This is a genomic window from Burkholderia sp. Leaf177 (assembly GCF_001424345.1).
In the GTDB taxonomy this organism is placed as follows: Bacteria; Pseudomonadota; Gammaproteobacteria; order Burkholderiales; family Burkholderiaceae; genus Caballeronia.
The window spans coordinates 235,183-252,413 of record NZ_LMPF01000001.1 but is presented as its reverse complement, the minus strand read 5'-3'; the positions used below and the strand labels follow the sequence as shown (position 1 = coordinate 252,413).

19 protein-coding genes, 1 other RNA gene and 1 riboswitch are annotated in these 17,231 nt (G+C 60.9%); of the genes, 10 read left to right on the top strand and 10 right to left on the bottom strand.

Going from position 1 to position 17,231, the window contains the following annotated elements:
- Position 1: 1 nt before the first annotated feature.
- The 3 genes from cbiB to ASG35_RS01135 are packed head-to-tail and all read left to right on the top strand — an operon-like array spanning position 2 to position 2,826.
- Positions 2–943 carry an adenosylcobinamide-phosphate synthase CbiB gene (gene cbiB / locus ASG35_RS01145; protein ID WP_156392936.1) on the top strand — a complete coding sequence of 314 codons (942 nt, stop codon included), beginning with the start codon at positions 2–4 and terminating at the stop codon, positions 941–943.
- Positions 936–1,934: a threonine-phosphate decarboxylase CobD gene (gene cobD, locus ASG35_RS01140; RefSeq protein ID WP_056351810.1), complete on the top strand. Its 999-nt coding sequence runs from the start codon at positions 936–938 to the stop codon at positions 1,932–1,934. The genes cbiB and cobD overlap by 8 nt, the downstream gene beginning before the upstream one ends.
- Before the next feature lies 1 nt (position 1,935).
- On the top strand, positions 1,936–2,826 hold the full coding sequence (locus ASG35_RS01135; protein ID WP_056351807.1) for a cobalamin-binding protein: 891 nt from the start codon (positions 1,936–1,938) through the stop codon (positions 2,824–2,826).
- Between the two features lie 2 nt (positions 2,827–2,828).
- Here ASG35_RS01135 and cobC read toward each other — a convergent pair whose 3' ends face one another.
- From cobC to ASG35_RS01105, 6 genes are read right to left on the bottom strand one after another with little or no spacing between them, the layout of a single operon-like run.
- Complete coding sequence (cobC, locus tag ASG35_RS01130) at positions 2,829–3,401, bottom strand: alpha-ribazole phosphatase (RefSeq protein ID WP_056351804.1); 573 nt, start codon at positions 3,399–3,401, stop codon at positions 2,829–2,831.
- The gene (locus ASG35_RS01125) at positions 3,386–4,147 is read right to left on the bottom strand and encodes an adenosylcobinamide-GDP ribazoletransferase (protein ID WP_056351797.1); all 762 of its coding nucleotides are present in this window, start codon (positions 4,145–4,147) and stop codon (positions 3,386–3,388) included. The genes cobC and ASG35_RS01125 overlap by 16 nt, the downstream gene beginning before the upstream one ends.
- A 7-nt stretch (positions 4,148–4,154) precedes the next feature.
- Positions 4,155–5,204, bottom strand: a complete 1,050-nt coding sequence (cobT, locus tag ASG35_RS01120; RefSeq protein ID WP_082508208.1) for a nicotinate-nucleotide--dimethylbenzimidazole phosphoribosyltransferase — start codon at positions 5,202–5,204, stop codon at positions 4,155–4,157.
- An 8-nt stretch (positions 5,205–5,212) separates the two neighbouring features.
- Positions 5,213–5,998, bottom strand: a complete 786-nt coding sequence (locus ASG35_RS01115; protein WP_056352852.1) for an ABC transporter ATP-binding protein — start codon at positions 5,996–5,998, stop codon at positions 5,213–5,215.
- Positions 5,995–6,987, bottom strand: coding sequence for a FecCD family ABC transporter permease (locus tag ASG35_RS01110; RefSeq protein WP_056351789.1), 993 nt, complete (start codon positions 6,985–6,987; stop codon positions 5,995–5,997). The genes ASG35_RS01115 and ASG35_RS01110 overlap by 4 nt, the downstream gene beginning before the upstream one ends.
- Positions 6,988–6,998: 11 nt before the next feature.
- Positions 6,999–8,864: a TonB-dependent receptor domain-containing protein gene (locus ASG35_RS01105; RefSeq protein ID WP_056351786.1), complete on the bottom strand. Its 1,866-nt coding sequence runs from the start codon at positions 8,862–8,864 to the stop codon at positions 6,999–7,001.
- Positions 8,865–8,938: 74 nt separating this feature from the next.
- Positions 8,939–9,248, bottom strand: a riboswitch (cobalamin riboswitch).
- Between the two features lie 360 nt (positions 9,249–9,608).
- Between ASG35_RS01105 and ASG35_RS01100 the strand changes: the two genes are divergently transcribed.
- From ASG35_RS01100 to ASG35_RS01085, 5 genes are all read left to right on the top strand, one after another.
- Positions 9,609–9,992, top strand: coding sequence for a hypothetical protein (locus ASG35_RS01100; protein ID WP_056351784.1), 384 nt, complete (start codon positions 9,609–9,611; stop codon positions 9,990–9,992).
- Positions 9,989–10,303: a cell division protein ZapA gene (locus ASG35_RS01095; protein WP_056351781.1), complete on the top strand. Its 315-nt coding sequence runs from the start codon at positions 9,989–9,991 to the stop codon at positions 10,301–10,303. Before ASG35_RS01100 ends, ASG35_RS01095 begins: the two co-directional genes overlap by 4 nt.
- Positions 10,304–10,452: 149 nt before the next feature.
- Positions 10,453–10,634: non-coding RNA, 6S RNA (gene ssrS, locus ASG35_RS30635), on the top strand.
- A 149-nt stretch (positions 10,635–10,783) separates the two neighbouring features.
- Positions 10,784–11,242: an EVE domain-containing protein gene (locus ASG35_RS01090; protein WP_056351778.1), complete on the top strand. Its 459-nt coding sequence runs from the start codon at positions 10,784–10,786 to the stop codon at positions 11,240–11,242.
- A gap of 84 nt (positions 11,243–11,326) precedes the next feature.
- Positions 11,327–12,055 (top strand): SIMPL domain-containing protein, encoded by a 729-nt coding sequence (locus ASG35_RS01085; RefSeq protein WP_056351775.1) that lies wholly within the window; start codon positions 11,327–11,329, stop codon positions 12,053–12,055.
- Between the two features lie 87 nt (positions 12,056–12,142).
- Here the strand turns inward: ASG35_RS01085 and lgt are convergent, their stop codons facing one another.
- A complete protein-coding gene (gene lgt / locus ASG35_RS01080; protein ID WP_056351771.1) occupies positions 12,143–13,048 on the bottom strand; it encodes a prolipoprotein diacylglyceryl transferase in 906 nt (301 codons plus the stop codon).
- 21 nt (positions 13,049–13,069) lie between these two features.
- Positions 13,070–14,017, bottom strand: coding sequence for a LysR family transcriptional regulator (locus ASG35_RS01075; protein ID WP_082508175.1), 948 nt, complete (start codon positions 14,015–14,017; stop codon positions 13,070–13,072).
- Positions 14,018–14,121: 104 nt separating this feature from the next.
- On the opposite strand from ASG35_RS01075, the gene ilvD reads away from it, so the two are divergent.
- Both ilvD and ASG35_RS01065 read left to right on the top strand, forming a co-directional pair.
- Complete coding sequence (gene ilvD, locus ASG35_RS01070; protein ID WP_056351768.1) at positions 14,122–15,795, top strand: dihydroxy-acid dehydratase; 1,674 nt, start codon at positions 14,122–14,124, stop codon at positions 15,793–15,795.
- 105 nt (positions 15,796–15,900) lie between these two features.
- Positions 15,901–16,269 (top strand): c-type cytochrome, encoded by a 369-nt coding sequence (locus ASG35_RS01065; protein ID WP_082508174.1) that lies wholly within the window; start codon positions 15,901–15,903, stop codon positions 16,267–16,269.
- A gap of 9 nt (positions 16,270–16,278) precedes the next feature.
- Here the strand turns inward: ASG35_RS01065 and ASG35_RS32030 are convergent, their stop codons facing one another.
- Complete coding sequence (locus ASG35_RS32030) at positions 16,279–16,689, bottom strand: DUF2486 family protein (RefSeq protein ID WP_442854791.1); 411 nt, start codon at positions 16,687–16,689, stop codon at positions 16,279–16,281.
- Between the two features lie 107 nt (positions 16,690–16,796).
- On the bottom strand, positions 16,797–17,228 hold the full coding sequence (locus tag ASG35_RS01055; protein WP_056351766.1) for a DNA polymerase III subunit chi: 432 nt from the start codon (positions 17,226–17,228) through the stop codon (positions 16,797–16,799).
- Positions 17,229–17,231 lie beyond the last annotated feature (3 nt).

Below are 17,231 nucleotides of genomic sequence, written 5' to 3'. Positions count from 1 at the left end.
CATGCTGCTGCTCTCGTTCTACGTCACGGCGATGCTCGCAATAGCGGGCGTTGTCGCCGATCGCATTTTTGGCGAACCGGCGACGCGGCATCCGCTGGTGTCGTTTGGGCGCCTTGCAACACGGATTGAAGCCAGGATGAATACCGGATTTCGCGCCCGCCCGGCGGGCATTCTCGCGTGGCTGATTGCCGTCGTGCCGCCGGTATTTGTCAGCTGGATTCTGGTGAGCGTGCTGCCGTTCGCTGCGGCCTGCGCCGTGCACATCGCGCTTTTATGGTTCGCGCTCGGCGCGAAAAGCCTGCGCGATCACATCGTGCCGATTGCGCGTGCGCTCGGGCGCGGCGATCTTCCTGAGGCGCGTTCGTTGACGGCGCGGATCGTATCGCGTGAAACCGCCAACGCCGACGAAGCCGCGCTCTCGCGCGCGGCCGTCGAGTCCGCGCTGGAAAACGGCAACGATGCGATCTTCGGCGCGCTTTTCTGGTTCGTGATCGCGGGCGGTCCGGGCGCGCTGATGTTCCGGCTCGCGAACACGCTCGACGCCATGTGGGGCTACAAAACGCCGCGCTATCTGCGTTTCGGCTGGGCTGCCGCTCGTTTCGACGATGTCCTGAACTACGTGCCCGCGCGTCTCACGGCGGCAAGTTATGCCCTTCTCGGCGATACCCGCACGGCGTGGCGCTGCTGGCAGACGCAAGCGCCGCTGTGGGACAGCCCGAATGCGGGACCAGTGATGGCATCGGGCGCGGGAAGTTTGAACGTGTTGCTCGGAGGCGCCGCGATGTATCACGGCGCGCTCGAGACGCGCCCTGTCCTGGGCTTCGGCGTGACCGCGGCGCCAAAACATGTGGTCGCGGCGCTGCGGCTGGTCGAGCGCACGACGGTGCTCTGGCTCGTGCTCTTGCTCGTGCTGGCTTTCATGGGCGCGGGATTTCATGGCTGAACCAATCCGACACGGCGGCAATTTACGCGAAGCCGCCAAGCAATACGGCATTGCGCTGGGCGACTGGCTGGATTTATCGACGGGAATCAATCCGCGGGCGTATCCGGTTCCTGCGGTGCCCGTCGATGCGTGGCGCCGCTTGCCCGAAGACGCCGATGGATTCGCCGAACTCGCCGCGAAGCATTATGGCGCGCCTGGCGCGTTGCCCGTTGCGGGAAGCCAGGCGGCGATTCGCACGTTGCCAGGATTGCTTCAAAAAGGCGTCGCGGCCGTCGCGCCGCTGACCTACGGCGAGTACACGCCGGCGTTTGAGCGCGCGGGGCATCGGGTTGTGCCGCTCGATGTGACGTCCGTTACGTTACCGGAAGACGTGGATCATGTGATCGTCGCGAATCCTGACAATCCGACTACGACTTATCTGGACCGTGATGTTTTGCTCGGATGGCACGAACAACTGGCGGCGCGTGAGGGCACATTGATCATCGATGAAGCGTTCGCCGATGCTTACGACAATGCTTCGTTGGCGCCAGAGACTTACCGCGAAGGATTGATCGTGCTGCGATCGGTCGGCAAGTTCTATGGCCTGGCAGGAATTCGCGCGGGCTTCGTGCTCGCGGCGCAACCGTTGCGCAATGCATTGAACGAGACGCTCGGCGCGTGGACCGTGAGCGGTCCGGCACGGCACGCGGTATCGGCTGCATTCAACGATCGCGCCTGGCAAATGGAGACGCGCGCAACGCTTGCACGGGAAAGTGCAAGACTCTCGGCGTTGATCCGCTCTCTGGGATTCAAGCCGTATTCAACGCCGCTTTTCGCGTGGTTTCAAACCCCGACCGCCGCGAATCTCCAACGCGCTTTGGCGGAAAAAGGCATCTGGACGCGGCTGTTCGAACATGGCGTTTCGCCGAGTTTGCGGATTGGACTAACAGGATCGGAAGACGAATGGTCGAGGTTCTCGCAGGCGTTTGAACAAGTCGCTGGCGAACAATGACATGACCGTTCGCTTTGTTATTGCACTCTTCTTTTTTGTCGCCACGCAGGCGCACGCCCTCACCGTCACCGATGATTCCGGCGCAACCGTCACGCTGAACGCGCCGGCGCAACGCATCGTCAGTCTCGCGCCGCACGTGACCGAATTGCTCTATGCGGCGGGCGGCGGCGATCGGATCGTCGGCGCGGTCGAATACAGCGATTACCCGCCGCAAGCGAAATCAATACCGCGTGTTGGCGATAACAAATCGCTCGACCTCGAACGCATTATCGCGATGAAGCCCGATCTCATTGTCGTGTGGCGGCATGGCAATGCACTGCGTCAACTCGACCGGCTGCGTGAACTTCACGTGCCGATGTTCTTCAGCGAGCCGCACCAGCTCGAAGACATTCCGGCGACCATCGATAAACTCGGTCTCCTGCTCGGTACATCGAATGAGGCGAAAAAGGCGTCGAATGCGTTCCGCCATGACATCGATGACTTGCGATCACGTTACGCAAAACTATCGCCCGTCAGCGTGTTTTATCAAGTCTGGGATGATCCGCTGATGACGCTCAACGGTTCGAGCACGGTGAGCGAAGTCATCGAATTGTGCGGCGGCCGAAATGTTTTCGCCGATCTGAAACCGCTTGTTCCGACAATCTCTACCGAAGCCGTCCTCGTCGCCGATCCCGAGGCCATCGTCACCGCAACGCCGGGCGCGACGAAATCGGCACGCGCGTTGCCATCGCTTGAAACATGGCGCAAATGGCCTTCCATGAAAGCCGTCGCGCGCGGCAATCTGTTCGGTATCGACGGCGATCTGATCAACCGCCCGACACCGCGACTCGCGCTCGGCGCAAAGGCGTTATGCGAGGATCTGGACGCGGCGCGGGCGAGGCGTTCGAAGTAGGTTCACACGTTCCATCGCACGAGCAACCATTCGCCGCGCACGCGCTTTAGCCAGACGACCGCGCCGAAATCGAGCGGCCACTGAATGACGTTCGCGCGTTTTACGCCGAGCAGATGACCGGTCAGAACGCGCATGACGCCGGCGTGCGTGACGACGTGTATTGGTTTTCCTTGATCAACTGCGAAAACCGAATCCGCCCAATCAACAACACGCGCTGCAAACTGCGCAACGCTCTCGCCGCCATGCTCGCGCGCGTGCTCGAGATCCGCCGCCCATGCATCGAGCATCGCGCGATCGAGGCTTTCCCAACGCTTTCCTTCCCACGCGCCGAAATCGAGTTCCTGCAGGCGTGGATCGATCTTGATTTGACCCAGGGATTCGGCTAACAAGCGGCATCGGCTCAACGGACTCGTGTACCAGGCGGCATTGACTTCCGGCGTCATCAGCGTTTTCAAACGCGTTTTAATCAAACGCGCCGATTCGCCAACGTCCGCGAGAAGCGGAACGTCCGTGCTTCCATAGCAAATCCCGGCATCGATACCCACAGCCGGATGGCGAATCAGGACGAGATCCATGCAAGTCCAATCAGGTAAATTGCGAGTTCGAAAAGCTGCTGCGCGAAGCCGAGACAATCGCCGGTATAACCGCCAATGCGCCTGACAAAATATCGTCCGATAAAAAACCGCATCGCCGCGAGCGCCGCGATCAACACGCAGCCAAGCCGCCAGTCGGGCCAAAACAGCCATGGCAATCCGATCGCCGCGGCCAATACGAACGCGCTCAGGCTCATCTTCTGCGCGACCGGTTTCGCCTTGCCTTCCGCGCGAACGTAGTCGAGCGTGCACAAATAACTGATCGCGAACGTGCGGCTCGCGGCGTGCGCGCCGACGATCATCCATGCAGTACGCAAGGGCAGCATCGAGGCGAGCGTCTGCCACTTCAAAGCCAGCACCACGATCAACGCAATCGCGCCGAACGCGCCGATCCGCGAGTCATGCATGATGCGCAGCGCGTCTTCCCGCGTGTACGCGCCGCCGAAGGCATCGGCGCAATCGGCGAGACCGTCTTCGTGGAACGCGCCGGTCAAAAGAAGCGTTGCGGCCATCGATAACAACACGGCCACGCTCGCCGGAAAAACCTGCAGCGCGCCGAGATAAACCACCGCGCCGACCCCGCCGATCATCGCACCGATCAGCGGAAAATACCGCGCCGCCGCGTTCAGATAATGCGACTCGAAGCCGACCCAGCGCGGCACCGGCACGCGCGTGAAATACCCGAGCGCGGTGAAAAAATACCGAAGTTCCTGCGATGCCCGGTTCATGTCGCGATCACGCGCTCTTGTCCGATACACCCGCCGATTCGAAGCTCGCCATTTCGTCGATGAACGCAACGGCCGCGCGCAACAACGGCAGCGCGAGCGCGGCGCCAGTGCCTTCGCCAAGTCTCAATCCAAGTTGCAGCAACGGTTTTGCATCGAAATAATCGAGCATCTTCGCGTGTCCCGTTTCATCCGATGCATGCGCGAACACGCAGTAATCGAGCACGGCCGGATTGATCGCGTGCGCAACGAGCAGCGCCGACGTGACAATGAATCCATCGACGAGAATCGTCATGCGCGCCTCGGCCGCCGCCAGAAAACCGCCGGCGATCATCGCGATTTCGAAACCGCCGAACGTGGCGAGCGTATCGATTGGATCGGCGGACGGCGCATGCTTTTTCAACGCCGCGGCAAGCACGTCGCGCTTGTGGTTCAGGCCGGCGTCGTCCAGTCCCGTGCCGCGTCCAACGCACGCGTCTATTTCAATCCCGCAAATACGGCTCATCAAGCACGCGGCCGCCGATGTATTCGCGATCCCCATTTCGCCGAAGCCGATCACGTTGGTTCCGAGCGCCGCGTGATGGCGCACGCGTTCGGCGCCGCGCGCAATGGCTTGCAAGGCTTCGTCGCGCGACATGGCCGGTTCGTGCGCGAAGTTGCGCGTGCCGCCGCGGCGAATGGCGGCATCGACGAAACCTTCGGCGGAAGGCGATGCACTCGCCACGCCTGCATCCACGACTTCGAGCGTCATGCCCGATGCCTTCGATAACGCGTTGATCGCCGCGCCGCCCGCGATGAAATTCGCAACCATCTGCACCGTCACTTCCTGCGGAAACGGGCTCACGCCTTCGGCCGCAATGCCGTGATCGCCGGCGAAAACGATCATCGCGGGACGCTCGATACACGGACGAATCGTCCGCTGAATCAGCCCGATTTGAAGCCCTAGCGATTCAAGCCGTCCGAGACTGCCGGGCGGTTTGGTTTTTGTATCGATGACATGTTGAAGCTCGGCTGTCATGGACCGGTCGAGCGGTTCGGGGCGCGGAAGATTTTTGGGCATGGTCGGGTTCATCGTGGAATAGAACGCATCACGGGCACGAGCGCTTCATGTCCGTCCTGCTCAATCAAGGTTAGCGGATAGCCGAACGCAACGCTCGCGCGCTCGGGTGTGAGGACGTCGCGCACGCGTCCGGCAGACGTGCCGCCGGCGCCGTCGAGCAAAAGAGCGTGCGTGGCAAAACGCCGGGCGAGATTCAGATCGTGACACGAGAAAATCACGCTGCGGTTGTTAGCTTCGATCCATTCGCTCAAGACTTCCAGGCAGTCGATCTGATGATGCAAGTCGAGATGCGAAAGCGGTTCATCGAGCAGCAAAAGCGGCGCGTCCTGACATAAAGTTGCGGCGAGCGAGACACGCTGACGTTCGCCGCCGGAGAGCGACTGGACGTCACGCGATGCAAACGAAGCGAGGCCGAGCGCTTCCAAGGCAGCGTGCGCGGCGGCGCGGTCTGCATCGCTTTCCCAACCCCAGCCGGTCAGATGCGGGAAACGGTTGAGCATGACGGTGTCGAGAACGGTCGCGCTGAATGCATCGTGCGCGGCTTGCGGCATCAATGCACGGCGGCGCGCAAGGTCGTTCGAACGCCAATCGTCAAGCGATCGGCCATCCAGGGAAATCGCGTCTGATGCGTCCTTCGACAACCCCGCCAGCGCGGATATCAACGTCGTCTTGCCCGCGCCGTTCGGTCCCGCGATGCACCACATCTCGCCAGGCGCGAACGTCTGCGTGAGATCGGCGATCAACACACGATCAGCCGCGCGCAATGTGAGTCGATTGACGTGAAGGCTGTTCATCGCGTGCGCCTCAGCAGCATCCACAAGAACACGGGCACGCCGATCAACGCAGTGATCACGCCGACCGGCAATTGCGCGGGCGCGATCACGGTGCGCGCGATCAGGTCGGCGCCCATCACTGCAAGTCCTCCGGCCAACGCCGATGCCGGCAGCAACATGCGCTGGTCGTTGCCGAACGCGAGCCGCAACACATGTGGCACGACCAGCCCGACAAAGCCAATCGTCCCGGCAGTCGTAACGGCCGCAGCGGCCGCCAGCGACGCCACCAGATACACGCGCAAACGCAAGCGCACGACACGCACGCCGAGCGCTTCGGCGGCCATATCGCCACGCAGCAGCACGTTGAGTTGCGGCGCGGCCGGCACGATAGCGATCAGCGCGACCAGCAACGCGATCAACGCGGGCCACGGCATCGCCACGCCGTTCAGGTCGCCGGTCAGCCAGAACACCATGCCGCGCAAGCGATTCTCCGGCGCCACTGCCAGCATCAGCGTGATCAACGCGCCCCATCCCGCCGCGATCACCGCGCCCGTCAGCAACAATCTCGGCGATGCATCCTGCGGTTCGCCGCGCCACAACTCGCGCCGGGCGAGACCCAAGACAAGCAGTATCGATAAAAACGCGCCAGCGAACGCGGCAAGATCGACGCTCCACCAGGACATCGAAAACAGCATGGCGGCGAGCGCGAACGCTGCAGCGCCGCCCGATACACCCAGCACGTAAGGTTCAGCCAGCGGATTGCGCAACAAGACTTGCAGCAACGCGCCGGCCATTGCAAGCAACGCGCCCGATGCAAACCCGCCGAGCGCGCGCGGCAAGCGCAGCGTGCGCACGATTTCATCGAGCACGTCGTTACCCGGCGATACAAGCGCATGCAGCACGCGCACAGGCGACATGGGCACGCTTCCCATTGCCAGCGACGCGACGAACACTGCAAGCGCGGCAAACGCGAGCGCACTCCAGACGATCACGGCGCGCCGGGCGTCCATGCGTCTAACGCTCACCGCTGCTGCCAGCCGAGCGTGATGTAGGCGCCGCGACGCGGCGTGTTGTACGAATACGCAAGCTGATAGTCCTTGTTGAAGACGTTGTCGAGACGCGCGCCGACGTACCACGACTTCGTGATGTCATATCGTGCCGACAGATTCACCAAACCATAACCGCCGAGCGTCGAATCAAAATCTTCGCGCGCGCCGCTCGTGAGCCATTCGCCGCCGACGCGCCAGCCGCCTATCGACCGGTTCACGGCGAGCGTCGCAAAACGCCGGGCGCGGCGCGTGAGGTCTTGCTGACTGGTTTCATCGACGGGATTTTGCAGCGTGAACGACGCGCGCACATCCGTGCGTCCCACGTGTCCCTGCCACGATCCCTCGAGCCCCTGCACCTTCGCGCGCCCCACATTCTGCGCGATGAAAAACCCGCCGCCATCCGATACGTAATCGATCAGGTTCGTGTAACGCGTCTGGAACACGGTCAGCCGCAAGATGCCGGCCGTGCTCGATGCATACTGCAACGCGGCTTCGACCGAGTGGCTGCGCTCGGGTTGTATCGACGGATTGCCGCTGAAGGGATAGTACAGATCGTCGAAAGTCGGCGCGCGGAACGCATCGGAATAGCTGAGCGTGGCTTTCCAGTGCGCGTCGAAACGGTAGCCGTAGCCGAGGTAATAACTATTGGCGCCGCCGAAGTCCGAATACTGGTCGCGGCGCACGTTCGCCTGGAACTGATTCGCCCCGATATTGCCGACGTAACCCGCAAAGCCCGAATTCACATGACGATCGGGCGCTGCGACCTGATCCGAGTCAAGCGTCTGATCGAGATGTTCGTAGCCGAATACGAACTTGTGATCCGGCGTCAGCGCAATGTCGTTCTGCCACGTGTACTGACGATTTTCCGAATTGAACTTGCTGTTGTAGACGCCGTTCAACTGCGTGTCCGCGCGATCCTGGCCCTGCGCCACGGTGAAATGCGTGGTCCAGTTGTCGGTGATCTTGCCGTTTGCAAAGACCGAAGTGGAACGCACGCGGTTGTGCGATTCGTTGTCGTCGGTGGGATGGCCGTACGCGTCATCGAAACTGTTGATGCCGTTCGATTGCAGAAAGCGCACGCCGGCGTCCCATTTATCGCTGAACTGATGACGCAATGTCGCCGACACGCTTTCGTTCAAATACCCGTTCGCGTTCGGATTCACATTCGGCGAGGTCGCTGGGTCTATCGACGAAAAGCCGTCTGTCTTTTCGCGCGAAAGCGTCACGTTGAATGTGGTGCGGCCGTCTTGATCGAGCGCGCCGTTCGCGCCGACCTGCTGGCGCTGCGTGTGATAGCTGCCCAGTTCGGTTTCGAAGTTAAAGCGCGGCGGATGATTGCCGCCATCTTTCGTGAAGATCTGCACGACGCCACCAACCGCATTCGACCCATACAGCGCCGACACATTGCCGTTCACCACTTCCACGCGATCGATCTGATCGAGCATCAGTTGCGAGAGTTGCGCCGCACCGAGCCCGGCCGATTCGACGCGCACGCCGTCGATCAACACGAGCGATTGCGCCGATGACGCGCCGCGCAAGAACACGCTCGCGCTAGAACCCGGGCCGCCGTTGCGCGTGATCTGCGCACCGGGGGCGAGCGTGAGCAGGCCGGCGACGTCGGTGGCGTTTGAATCGGCGATATCCTGCTGATCGAAGAGCGTAGTCTGCGCGATAGAATCCGCGAGTGTTTGCGGCGCGCGAGTGGCCGTCACCACGACGGGCGCGAGCGTGACAGGGTCGCTTGCCACGCCTGATGAAGCGGTCGAGGACTGAGCATTTGCGACAACGGGTAAACTGCCGAAAAACAGCAGGACTGCGCGGGTAACGGGTGAAGCCATGGTTGCAGGATGATCCGGTAGAGGCATGCGTGACCCGCTCCCCGCAGGTCCATGCGTGACGAGCGCAGCCGTAAGGCCGTGCTCTCCCCGAGGCCGGTATCCGGGCTGGCGACGCGTCGGTCCGCCTTCCCGCGTATTGAACGCAGTGGCATGAGCGTTTCATCCGCGCTATTTCGTGTCATTTCAGGTGATGAAATGCCATGAAACGGCTGTGAAGCGAGCGGACATCACGCGTGGAACCGGCTTGCAACTTGCGTTGCGGTCGCTTACCGTTGCGGGGGCAGCGCAGGTTGGCGCAGTCCGGGCGGACGTTGCTTCCTGCTTCCCGTTTAACTGCGCACGCTGGATCGAGCATGCGCGAGCACCAAGGTGCCGCGAGTTTAAGAGCGCCACAGGTACGCGTCAAGAAAGCGGGACCCTGCGTCGCACGGATTACCTGGATTAGCGTTTCTGCATTTGATTGAGCGTTCGATTCATCGGCGTTTCCGTGCATGCAGAAGAATCTGAATGCAGTTGAAGCGACGCTTCGGAAGGCGTTTCCGAGCGCTTTAAAAAGCCGTCCTGCGAGCCGTTTTACAAGCGTCAAAAGACGTTGAAAGACGACTCGAAAAATCATTTCCCCTTACGAATAAAGGCTTGCGCCGATGCATTGACATCAAACTGCTGTTACGTCTGGAAACGAACCAAATTTCTGAAGCGCCAGCGAAGCGCGCTAAAATGCGAGGTCTTAAGAGGACGCAGCACATGCTCAACGAACTCGAATCACTGTCACAAAATATCGGCCGGCTGATTAAAATCAGCGAACGCCATCATCAAGCGCACGATGCACTCGCCCAGCAACTCGACCAGTTGCGCGCGGAGTTTGCACTTGCGCAGGAAGAGCTCGCGAACATGCGCGAAGAGCGCGACGCCCTGGCGGCGGAGCGCGATTCGTTATCGGCGAAAATCGATGACGCACAAGTTCGCCTCAACGCAATTCTCGAAAAATTGCCGCGCGCGAAAAACGCACCCGAGCCGGATAACCAGCTTGCCCTTTTGCCTCCCGATGCCAGCAGCGAACCGGACACCGCCGAAGCGGCGAGCGGCGCGTTGCATGAGGAATCACACCATCATGGAGAAAAGGCATGACGACCAAGCAGATCGAGGTATCCATTCTCGGCGCGCCCTACCGGCTCGCTTGTTCGCCGGAAACCGAAGCTGCGTTGCGTGAAGCGGTTGCGCGCGTGGACGCTGAAATGTCGAAGGTGCGCAATGCAAGCAGCGTGCGCGGTACAGATCGGATTGCGGTAATGGCTGCGTTGTCGCTTGCGTCGGAATTACTCAAGTTGCAAAGCAGCGTACGCCACGGCGAAGCGTTCCCGGCCGAAGAAATTCGTCGCACCATGCATCAAATGAACGAGCAACTTGGCGTCGTGATTTCACAATACGAAGCGCAGTAAATCGAGCGCAGATGTTTGCTAACGGCGCGCTTTGTCAAGCACGCGCGCGCAAAGTCAAGAACGTTATTGCATTGCGCGATCAAGCAGAGAGAGACACAAAGTTTTCACGTATCAATGCTGCATCGGCGGGGCGATTGGTGTACAGTGATTGCTCCCTGCCTGGTTTGCCAAGGTCATATATTCCTTGAACCAATGCCATTGTGCACGGTTGTGGGATCTTGTAGCACTGGCGAGCGCGTCACTCTGTCTGATGAGCCCAAGGTGCTGCTTACTGCGACCAATCTTGAACCCAGGTTCAGGATGCCGGCCTAGCGGCTTGGGCGGGGACCTCATTCTGTAGCATGCGTTTTTTTAACGTGAAGCTGCAAGCAACAGGCTGATCAAGCTAACGGCGTCGGATTTTTTCCGATGCCGTTTTCTTTTGTATCGTGCGCACTTTGCGAAGTTTGAAGCAGCGCACTTTTCTTGCGGACGACGTTCATGCGCTACTGGCTGATGAAGTCGGAACCGGACGAAGCGAGCATCGACCATCTCGCCCGCGCTCCGAAAAAAACCTTACCGTGGACTGGCGTGCGCAATTACCAGGCGCGCAACTTCATGCGTGACGGCATGCAACTCGGCGACGGCGTGCTGTTCTATCACTCGAGTTGCCCGCAACCGGGCATAGCGGGGATTGCGAAGGTTTCATCCGCCGCGTATCCCGATCCCACGCAATTCGATTCATCGAGTCCTTACTACGATCCAAAGTCATCGCAGGACAATCCGCGCTGGCTTCTCGTCGATGTCCACTTCGTCAAGAAGACGCCGCTCATCCCGCTCGCCACGTTGCGCGATCACGCGGAGCTTGCGGATATGCAGGTCCTTGCGCGGGGTAATCGTTTATCAATCACGCCTGTTACCGAAGCGCAATGGCGCTTTATCACCGAACATCTTTTGTAACTCGATTGTAGGGAACTTCGTGAGTGCGAGCGTCGCCTAAGCATCGGTCACAATGACGTGCATTCATGCTTACGGAGTTAAACGATGACAAAGAAAAATACCACTTCGACACTCGCGGCTATCGCCCTGCTTGCAGGCGCTGTCATGGCGCAAAACGCATCGGCGCAAAGCACGGTCATGCAGGCGCAGCCGTCCGGCGTGCTGTCGTTGGCCGCGCAAGCGAGCGAAGAAGTGCCTCAGGATGTCGTCGACATCACGCTCTTCTACGAGCAGGAAGCGAAGGACGCGGCATCGCTTACGAGCGTGCTGAATCAGCGTGCCGATGCCGCGCTGCGCATGGCGAAAGGTGTCGATAACGTGACGGCGCACAGCGGCGCGTTCACGGTGTATCCGTCGACCGATCGCGATGGCCGCATTTCCGCGTGGCGCGGCCGCACGGAAGTCGTGCTGGAATCGAAGGATTTCACGGCCGCGACCAAACTTGCGGGGAAGATGAGCGATTCCATGCAGGTGGGCAGCGTGACGTTCTCGCTGTCGCCCGAGGCGCAGCGCGAAGCGGAGCAGAAGCTCTCGACGCGCGCGATTGCGTCGTTCAAGCAGCAGGCGCAGGCTTCATCGCAGGCATTCGGCTATAGCGGGTATGCGATTCGCGAAGTGAATATCGGGCACAACGGGTCATCGCCGCGACCGGTCATGATGATGGCCGCCCGAAGCATGAACGCGGACGCGAAAATGGCCGCACCCATGGCGCTGGAAGCGGGTACGTCGACCGTGACGGTGAATGTGTCGGGATCGGTGCAGATGAATCGATAAGCTTAGCCACTCTTCGGCGTGAAAAAGCCTCGCTTCGAACTGACTTCGAAGCGAGGCTTTTTCGTTTTGCACACGCTGATTCGTAGCTCAGGAAATTTTCGCCGGGTCCGAAGGCACCATGCGTCCCCGCTTGTACGACCAGACCAGCATGCCGATTCCCACGATGATCATCGGCAACGAAAGCCATTGTCCCATCGAAAGATTCGCGGCCAGCAGCCCGAGATAATCGTCCGGCTCGCGAGCGAATTCCACCGTGAATCGCGCGATGCCGTACCCGATCAGGAACACCGCGGAAATTGCGCCGACTGGCCGCTGCTTGCGCGACATCAGCCACATCACGATGAACAACGCAAAACCCTCCAGCGCAATCTCGTACAACTGCGAAGGATGGCGCGGCAGCATTTGGTATCGATCGAAAATTTCGCGCAGATGCCATTGCGCGTCGAGATCCGGATGCTTTTGCAGCCAGATGGCGTCGTCAGGAGAAGCGTTCTGGAACAGCATGGCCCAGGGCGCGTTCGGGTTCGTCACGCGGCCCCACAACTCACCATTGATGAAGTTGCCGAAGCGTCCTGCAGCCAGACCGAGCGGAACCATTGGCGCTACAAAATCGGTAACCTGCAGCCACGTTCGCTTGCGCTGCCACGCGAACAGGATCATTGCCGTGATAACGCCTAGCATGCCGCCGTGAAAGGACATGCCGCCCTCCCACACCTTGAAGATATCGAGCGGATGGGCAAGATAAAAACTCGACTTGTAGAACACCACATAACCCAGCCGGCCGCCCAGAATTGTTCCGAGCACGCCGTAGAACAGGATGTCGTCGATATCTTTCGTGGTCCAGCCTTGCGCCGACACGTAAGGCAGACGCAACCTGATCCGTCCGATCACAATGCATTGAATGAACGCCAGCAAGTACATCAGGCCATACCAGCGCACGGCGAGCGGGCCGAGATGAATGGCAATGGGATCGAAATTCGGGTGAATGAGCATGTTTCTATTAACGTGTAGGGGTCACGGCAGCGCGGGCACGGTGGCCGCATGAGCGCGCACTATATCGATAAAACCGGCGAGCACCGGGCTGACCTCCGCCGCGCGCCACACGAGCCCGGTCTCGACGACCGGCCCCGATTCGAGCAACGGACGATACACCACTCCGGTCCTTCGCAGATGACGCAGCGATTGCGGCACGAGCGCGACACCCATTCCAGCCGAGACCAGGCTGACGATGGTCTGCATCTGAATGGCCTCCTGCCCGATGCGTGGCGTCAGGCCGGCAGCGCCGTAGCAACCCATGATCATGTCATAGAAATCCGGCGCGAGACGCCGCGGAAAGATCACGAGCGGGGCATCGACGAGTTGATGGAGGCTGACCGGCGTATCCGACCATTCGTCGGCACCGTGGCCCAATTCGGCGGCGGCGTCGCTCGACATCGCGATGACGAGCGGCTCCCGCGCGATCGGCAAATACGATAACGCCACCGCGTGACGTGGCGGCAGCGGCGGAATGACCAGACCGGCATCGATGCGCCCGGCCACCAGTTCTTCCACTTGCACGTCGCTGGTCGCCTCCACGAGTTGCAGCCGCACGCCGGGATAACGCGCGCCGAAATCGCGCAGCAACAAGGGCAAAAGGCCGTAGTCGGCGGTTGAAACGAATGCCAGCGATAAAACCCCCGCCTCGCCTCGCGCAAGCGACTGGGCAAGCGGCCTCAAGGAATCAGCGCTTGCCAGCAGCCGGCGCACCTCAGGCAGCAAATCCTTGCCCACGGGCGTCAGCTCGACCGAGCGCTTGGTCCGCACGAACAGCGCCACGCCGAGCATCTCCTCGAGCGACCGGATGGCCTGCGACAACGGCGGCTGCGTCATCGCGAGTCGCCCCGCTGCCCGCCCGAAATGCATTTCCTCGGCAACCGTCACAAAATATCGCAACAATCTAAGTTCGATGTTCCGCGTTTCCACTGATACCTTCCACGACCTTATAGACCCTGAATAATATATTGGACACGCGTTCGCGGAGGCTCCATGCTTCTGCGATTAGACAAGAATATTCTTAGGAGCCCCACATGGCCTTCAATCGCCGCTCGAAAAACATCACGCAAGGCGTCGCGCGTTCCCCGAACCGCTCGATGTATTACGCCCTCGGCTATAAGGAAGAAGACTTCGACAAGCCGATGATCGGCATCGCGAACGGTCATTCCACCATCACGCCGTGTAATTCGGGCCTGCAAAAGCTGGCCGATGCCGCCGTGGAATCGATCCGTAAATCCGACGCAAACCCGCAGACTTTCGGCACGCCGACGATTTCCGACGGTATGTCGATGGGCACCGAAGGCATGAAATATTCGCTGGTTTCGCGCGAGGTGATCGCGGATTGCATCGAAACGGCGGTGCAAGGCCAGTGGATGGACGGCGTGGTCGTGATCGGCGGCTGCGACAAGAATATGCCGGGCGGCATGATCGGCCTCGCGCGCATGAACGTGCCGGGCATCTACGTGTATGGCGGCACGATTCGCCCGGGCAACTGGAAGGGCAAGGACCTGACCATCGTCTCGTCGTTCGAGGCCGTAGGCGAATTTTCGGCGGGACGCATGTCGAAGGAAGATTTCGACGGCATCGAGAAAAACGCGTGCCCGTCGAGCGGTTCGTGCGGCGGCATGTACACGGCGAACACCATGAGTTCGTCGTTCGAGGCGCTGGGTATGTCGCTGATGTATTCATCGACGATGGCGAACCCCGACGAGGAGAAAGTCACCTCGGCCGCGGAATCGGCGCGCGTGCTCGTCGAAGCCGTGAAAGTCGATCTCAAGCCGCGCGACATCATCACCAAGAAGTCGATAGAAAACGCCGTCGCGCTGATCATGGCAACGGGCGGCTCGACCAACGCCGTGCTGCATTACCTCGCGATCGCGCACGCGGCGGAAGTGGAATGGAGCATCGACGATTTCGAGCGCATGCGCAAAAAAGTGCCGGTGATCTGCAACCTCAAGCCTTCTGGTCAATACGTGGCGACCGACCTGCACAAGGCCGGCGGCATCCCGCAAGTGCTCAAGATCTTGCTCGACGCCGGTATGCTCCACGGCGATTGCATCACGATCACGGGCAAGACCATCGCGGAAGAACTGAAGGACATTCCGTCGAAACCGCGCGCTGACCAGGACGTGATTTTCCCCATCGACAAAGCGCTTTACGACGAAGGCCATCTCGCGATCCTGAAGGGCAATCTGGCGACGGACGGCGCGGTCGCAAAGATCACCGGCCTGAAGAACCCGGTGATCACCGGCCCGGCGCGCGTGTTCGAGGACGAGCAAACCGCGATGACCGCGATCGTCGCGGGGCAGATCAAGGCCGGCGATATCGTCGTGTTGCGTTATCTCGGGCCGCAAGGTGGTCCGGGCATGCCGGAAATGCTGGCACCGACCTCGGCGATCGTCGGCCAGGGACTGGGTGAATCCGTCGGTCTCATCACCGACGGCCGGTTCTCCGGCGGCACGTGGGGCATGGTCGTTGGCCACGTCGCGCCGGAAGCGTTCGTGGGCGGCACGATTGCGCTGGTCAAGGAAGGCGATTCGATCACCATCGATGCGCACAAGCTGTTGCTCCAACTCAACGTGGACGACACGGAAATCGAACGCCGCCGCAGCGAGTGGAAAAAACCTGCGCCGCGATACACGCGCGGCGTGCTGGCGAAATACGCCGCGTTGGCACAGCCGGCAAACAAGGGCGCTGTGACGGGCTGATCGTTGGTTCGCAGCCGAACGTCCACGGGGCGCACGATGCAGATCGTGCGCCCTTGTCTTTTATACTGTGGCGCAAACGGCGAAGTTAAAACCAGCGGAGACCACATGGCGTTCGGTATTCGATTGAGCAAGTCGGGGATTGCAGCGATGCTCGTTTGCGGCGCAGCAAATGCGACTGTCCATGCGCAAGGGGTGCAACAAGCGCAACAAACGCAAACCCCCGATCCGCGTCTCACGCTCGCTCAGGGCAGCAACTGCATGAGTTGCCATTCGATATCGCGGGATTTCATGGGGCCGTCGTTCAATCACGTCGCCGCCCGATACGCCGATGCCCCGAATGCTCGCGAGATCGTGGCGCACAAAATCGCGGAAGGCGGCGTAGGCAACTGGGGGATCGTGCCGATGCCCGCCAACACGCAGGTCACGCCCGAACAGGCGCGCGCGTTGGCGGAATGGATTCTTTCGTTGAAGTAAAACCCGGGACTATGGACGGCCGCGCCGTTCCAGTTCGTCCGCAACCGCTTCCCGCACCCACTCCGTCAGCTCGGTTTCGAGCGCCAGCGCGACTTCACGCGTGATCTGGCTGACGAGCCACGTTGAATGTTCCTGCAACGATTCGCGGCATCGCTCTTCAATCAACGCGCGGCCATCGCCCGTGAGGAAGTGCGTGAAACGTCCGCGCAGCCTTTCCGCGATGTGATCGGCGTCGCGGTCGGTGTCGTGCACATCGTCGCCAGCCGTAGTGACAGCAGGCGACAACACCGGTTCGGGCGCACGCGGCGCCACGCGGGCGCGCTCGGTGCGTCCCGGCACGATGACATCGGTGAGAACAGGAATGGAGGAATCGAAGTTATCGGGTGAATCAGCCGTGTCGGGCGCGGTGGTGATGGGCACGAGTGGACTCCGTCTTGATAGCAGGCACGTCTTGGGGATAGCGGCCGGCGTTTTCGGGGATCATACCCCACGATACCCGTCAGGCCGCCGCGCGCCACCCCGGGGTTTCACGCCCCGGCGCCCTGTTTGTAATTGTTGAGCACATACCCGCGATCGCGATAGAACCGGTAGCGCTCCCGTCCCGCCACGAGTTCGTGCTCGTCATTGCCGACCACTTCCAGCAAGCGTTCGAAGCGCGCGAACTGCGGCGGCACGACAGCGGCCAGATTCAGCAGAATCTGATGCCGTTGGTTGTCGAGCGCCGCATCGAGCGACGCGGCCAGCAACACCGGCGTTTCCGCTGCCAGCGCGCTGTCCGCCATGCAATGCGGCACGAACTCGAGCGGCTTGAACGTCCATAACTCTTCGTCGAAACGTTTGAGCCGCTCGGGTTCGGCCAGCACGATCAACGGCTGGCCGCTCATGTACGCCTTGCGCGCGAGGCGGCAGGCGTACGCGATCGAGTCACCCACATTCGAATGAAAGTCGATACGCGTCATGCC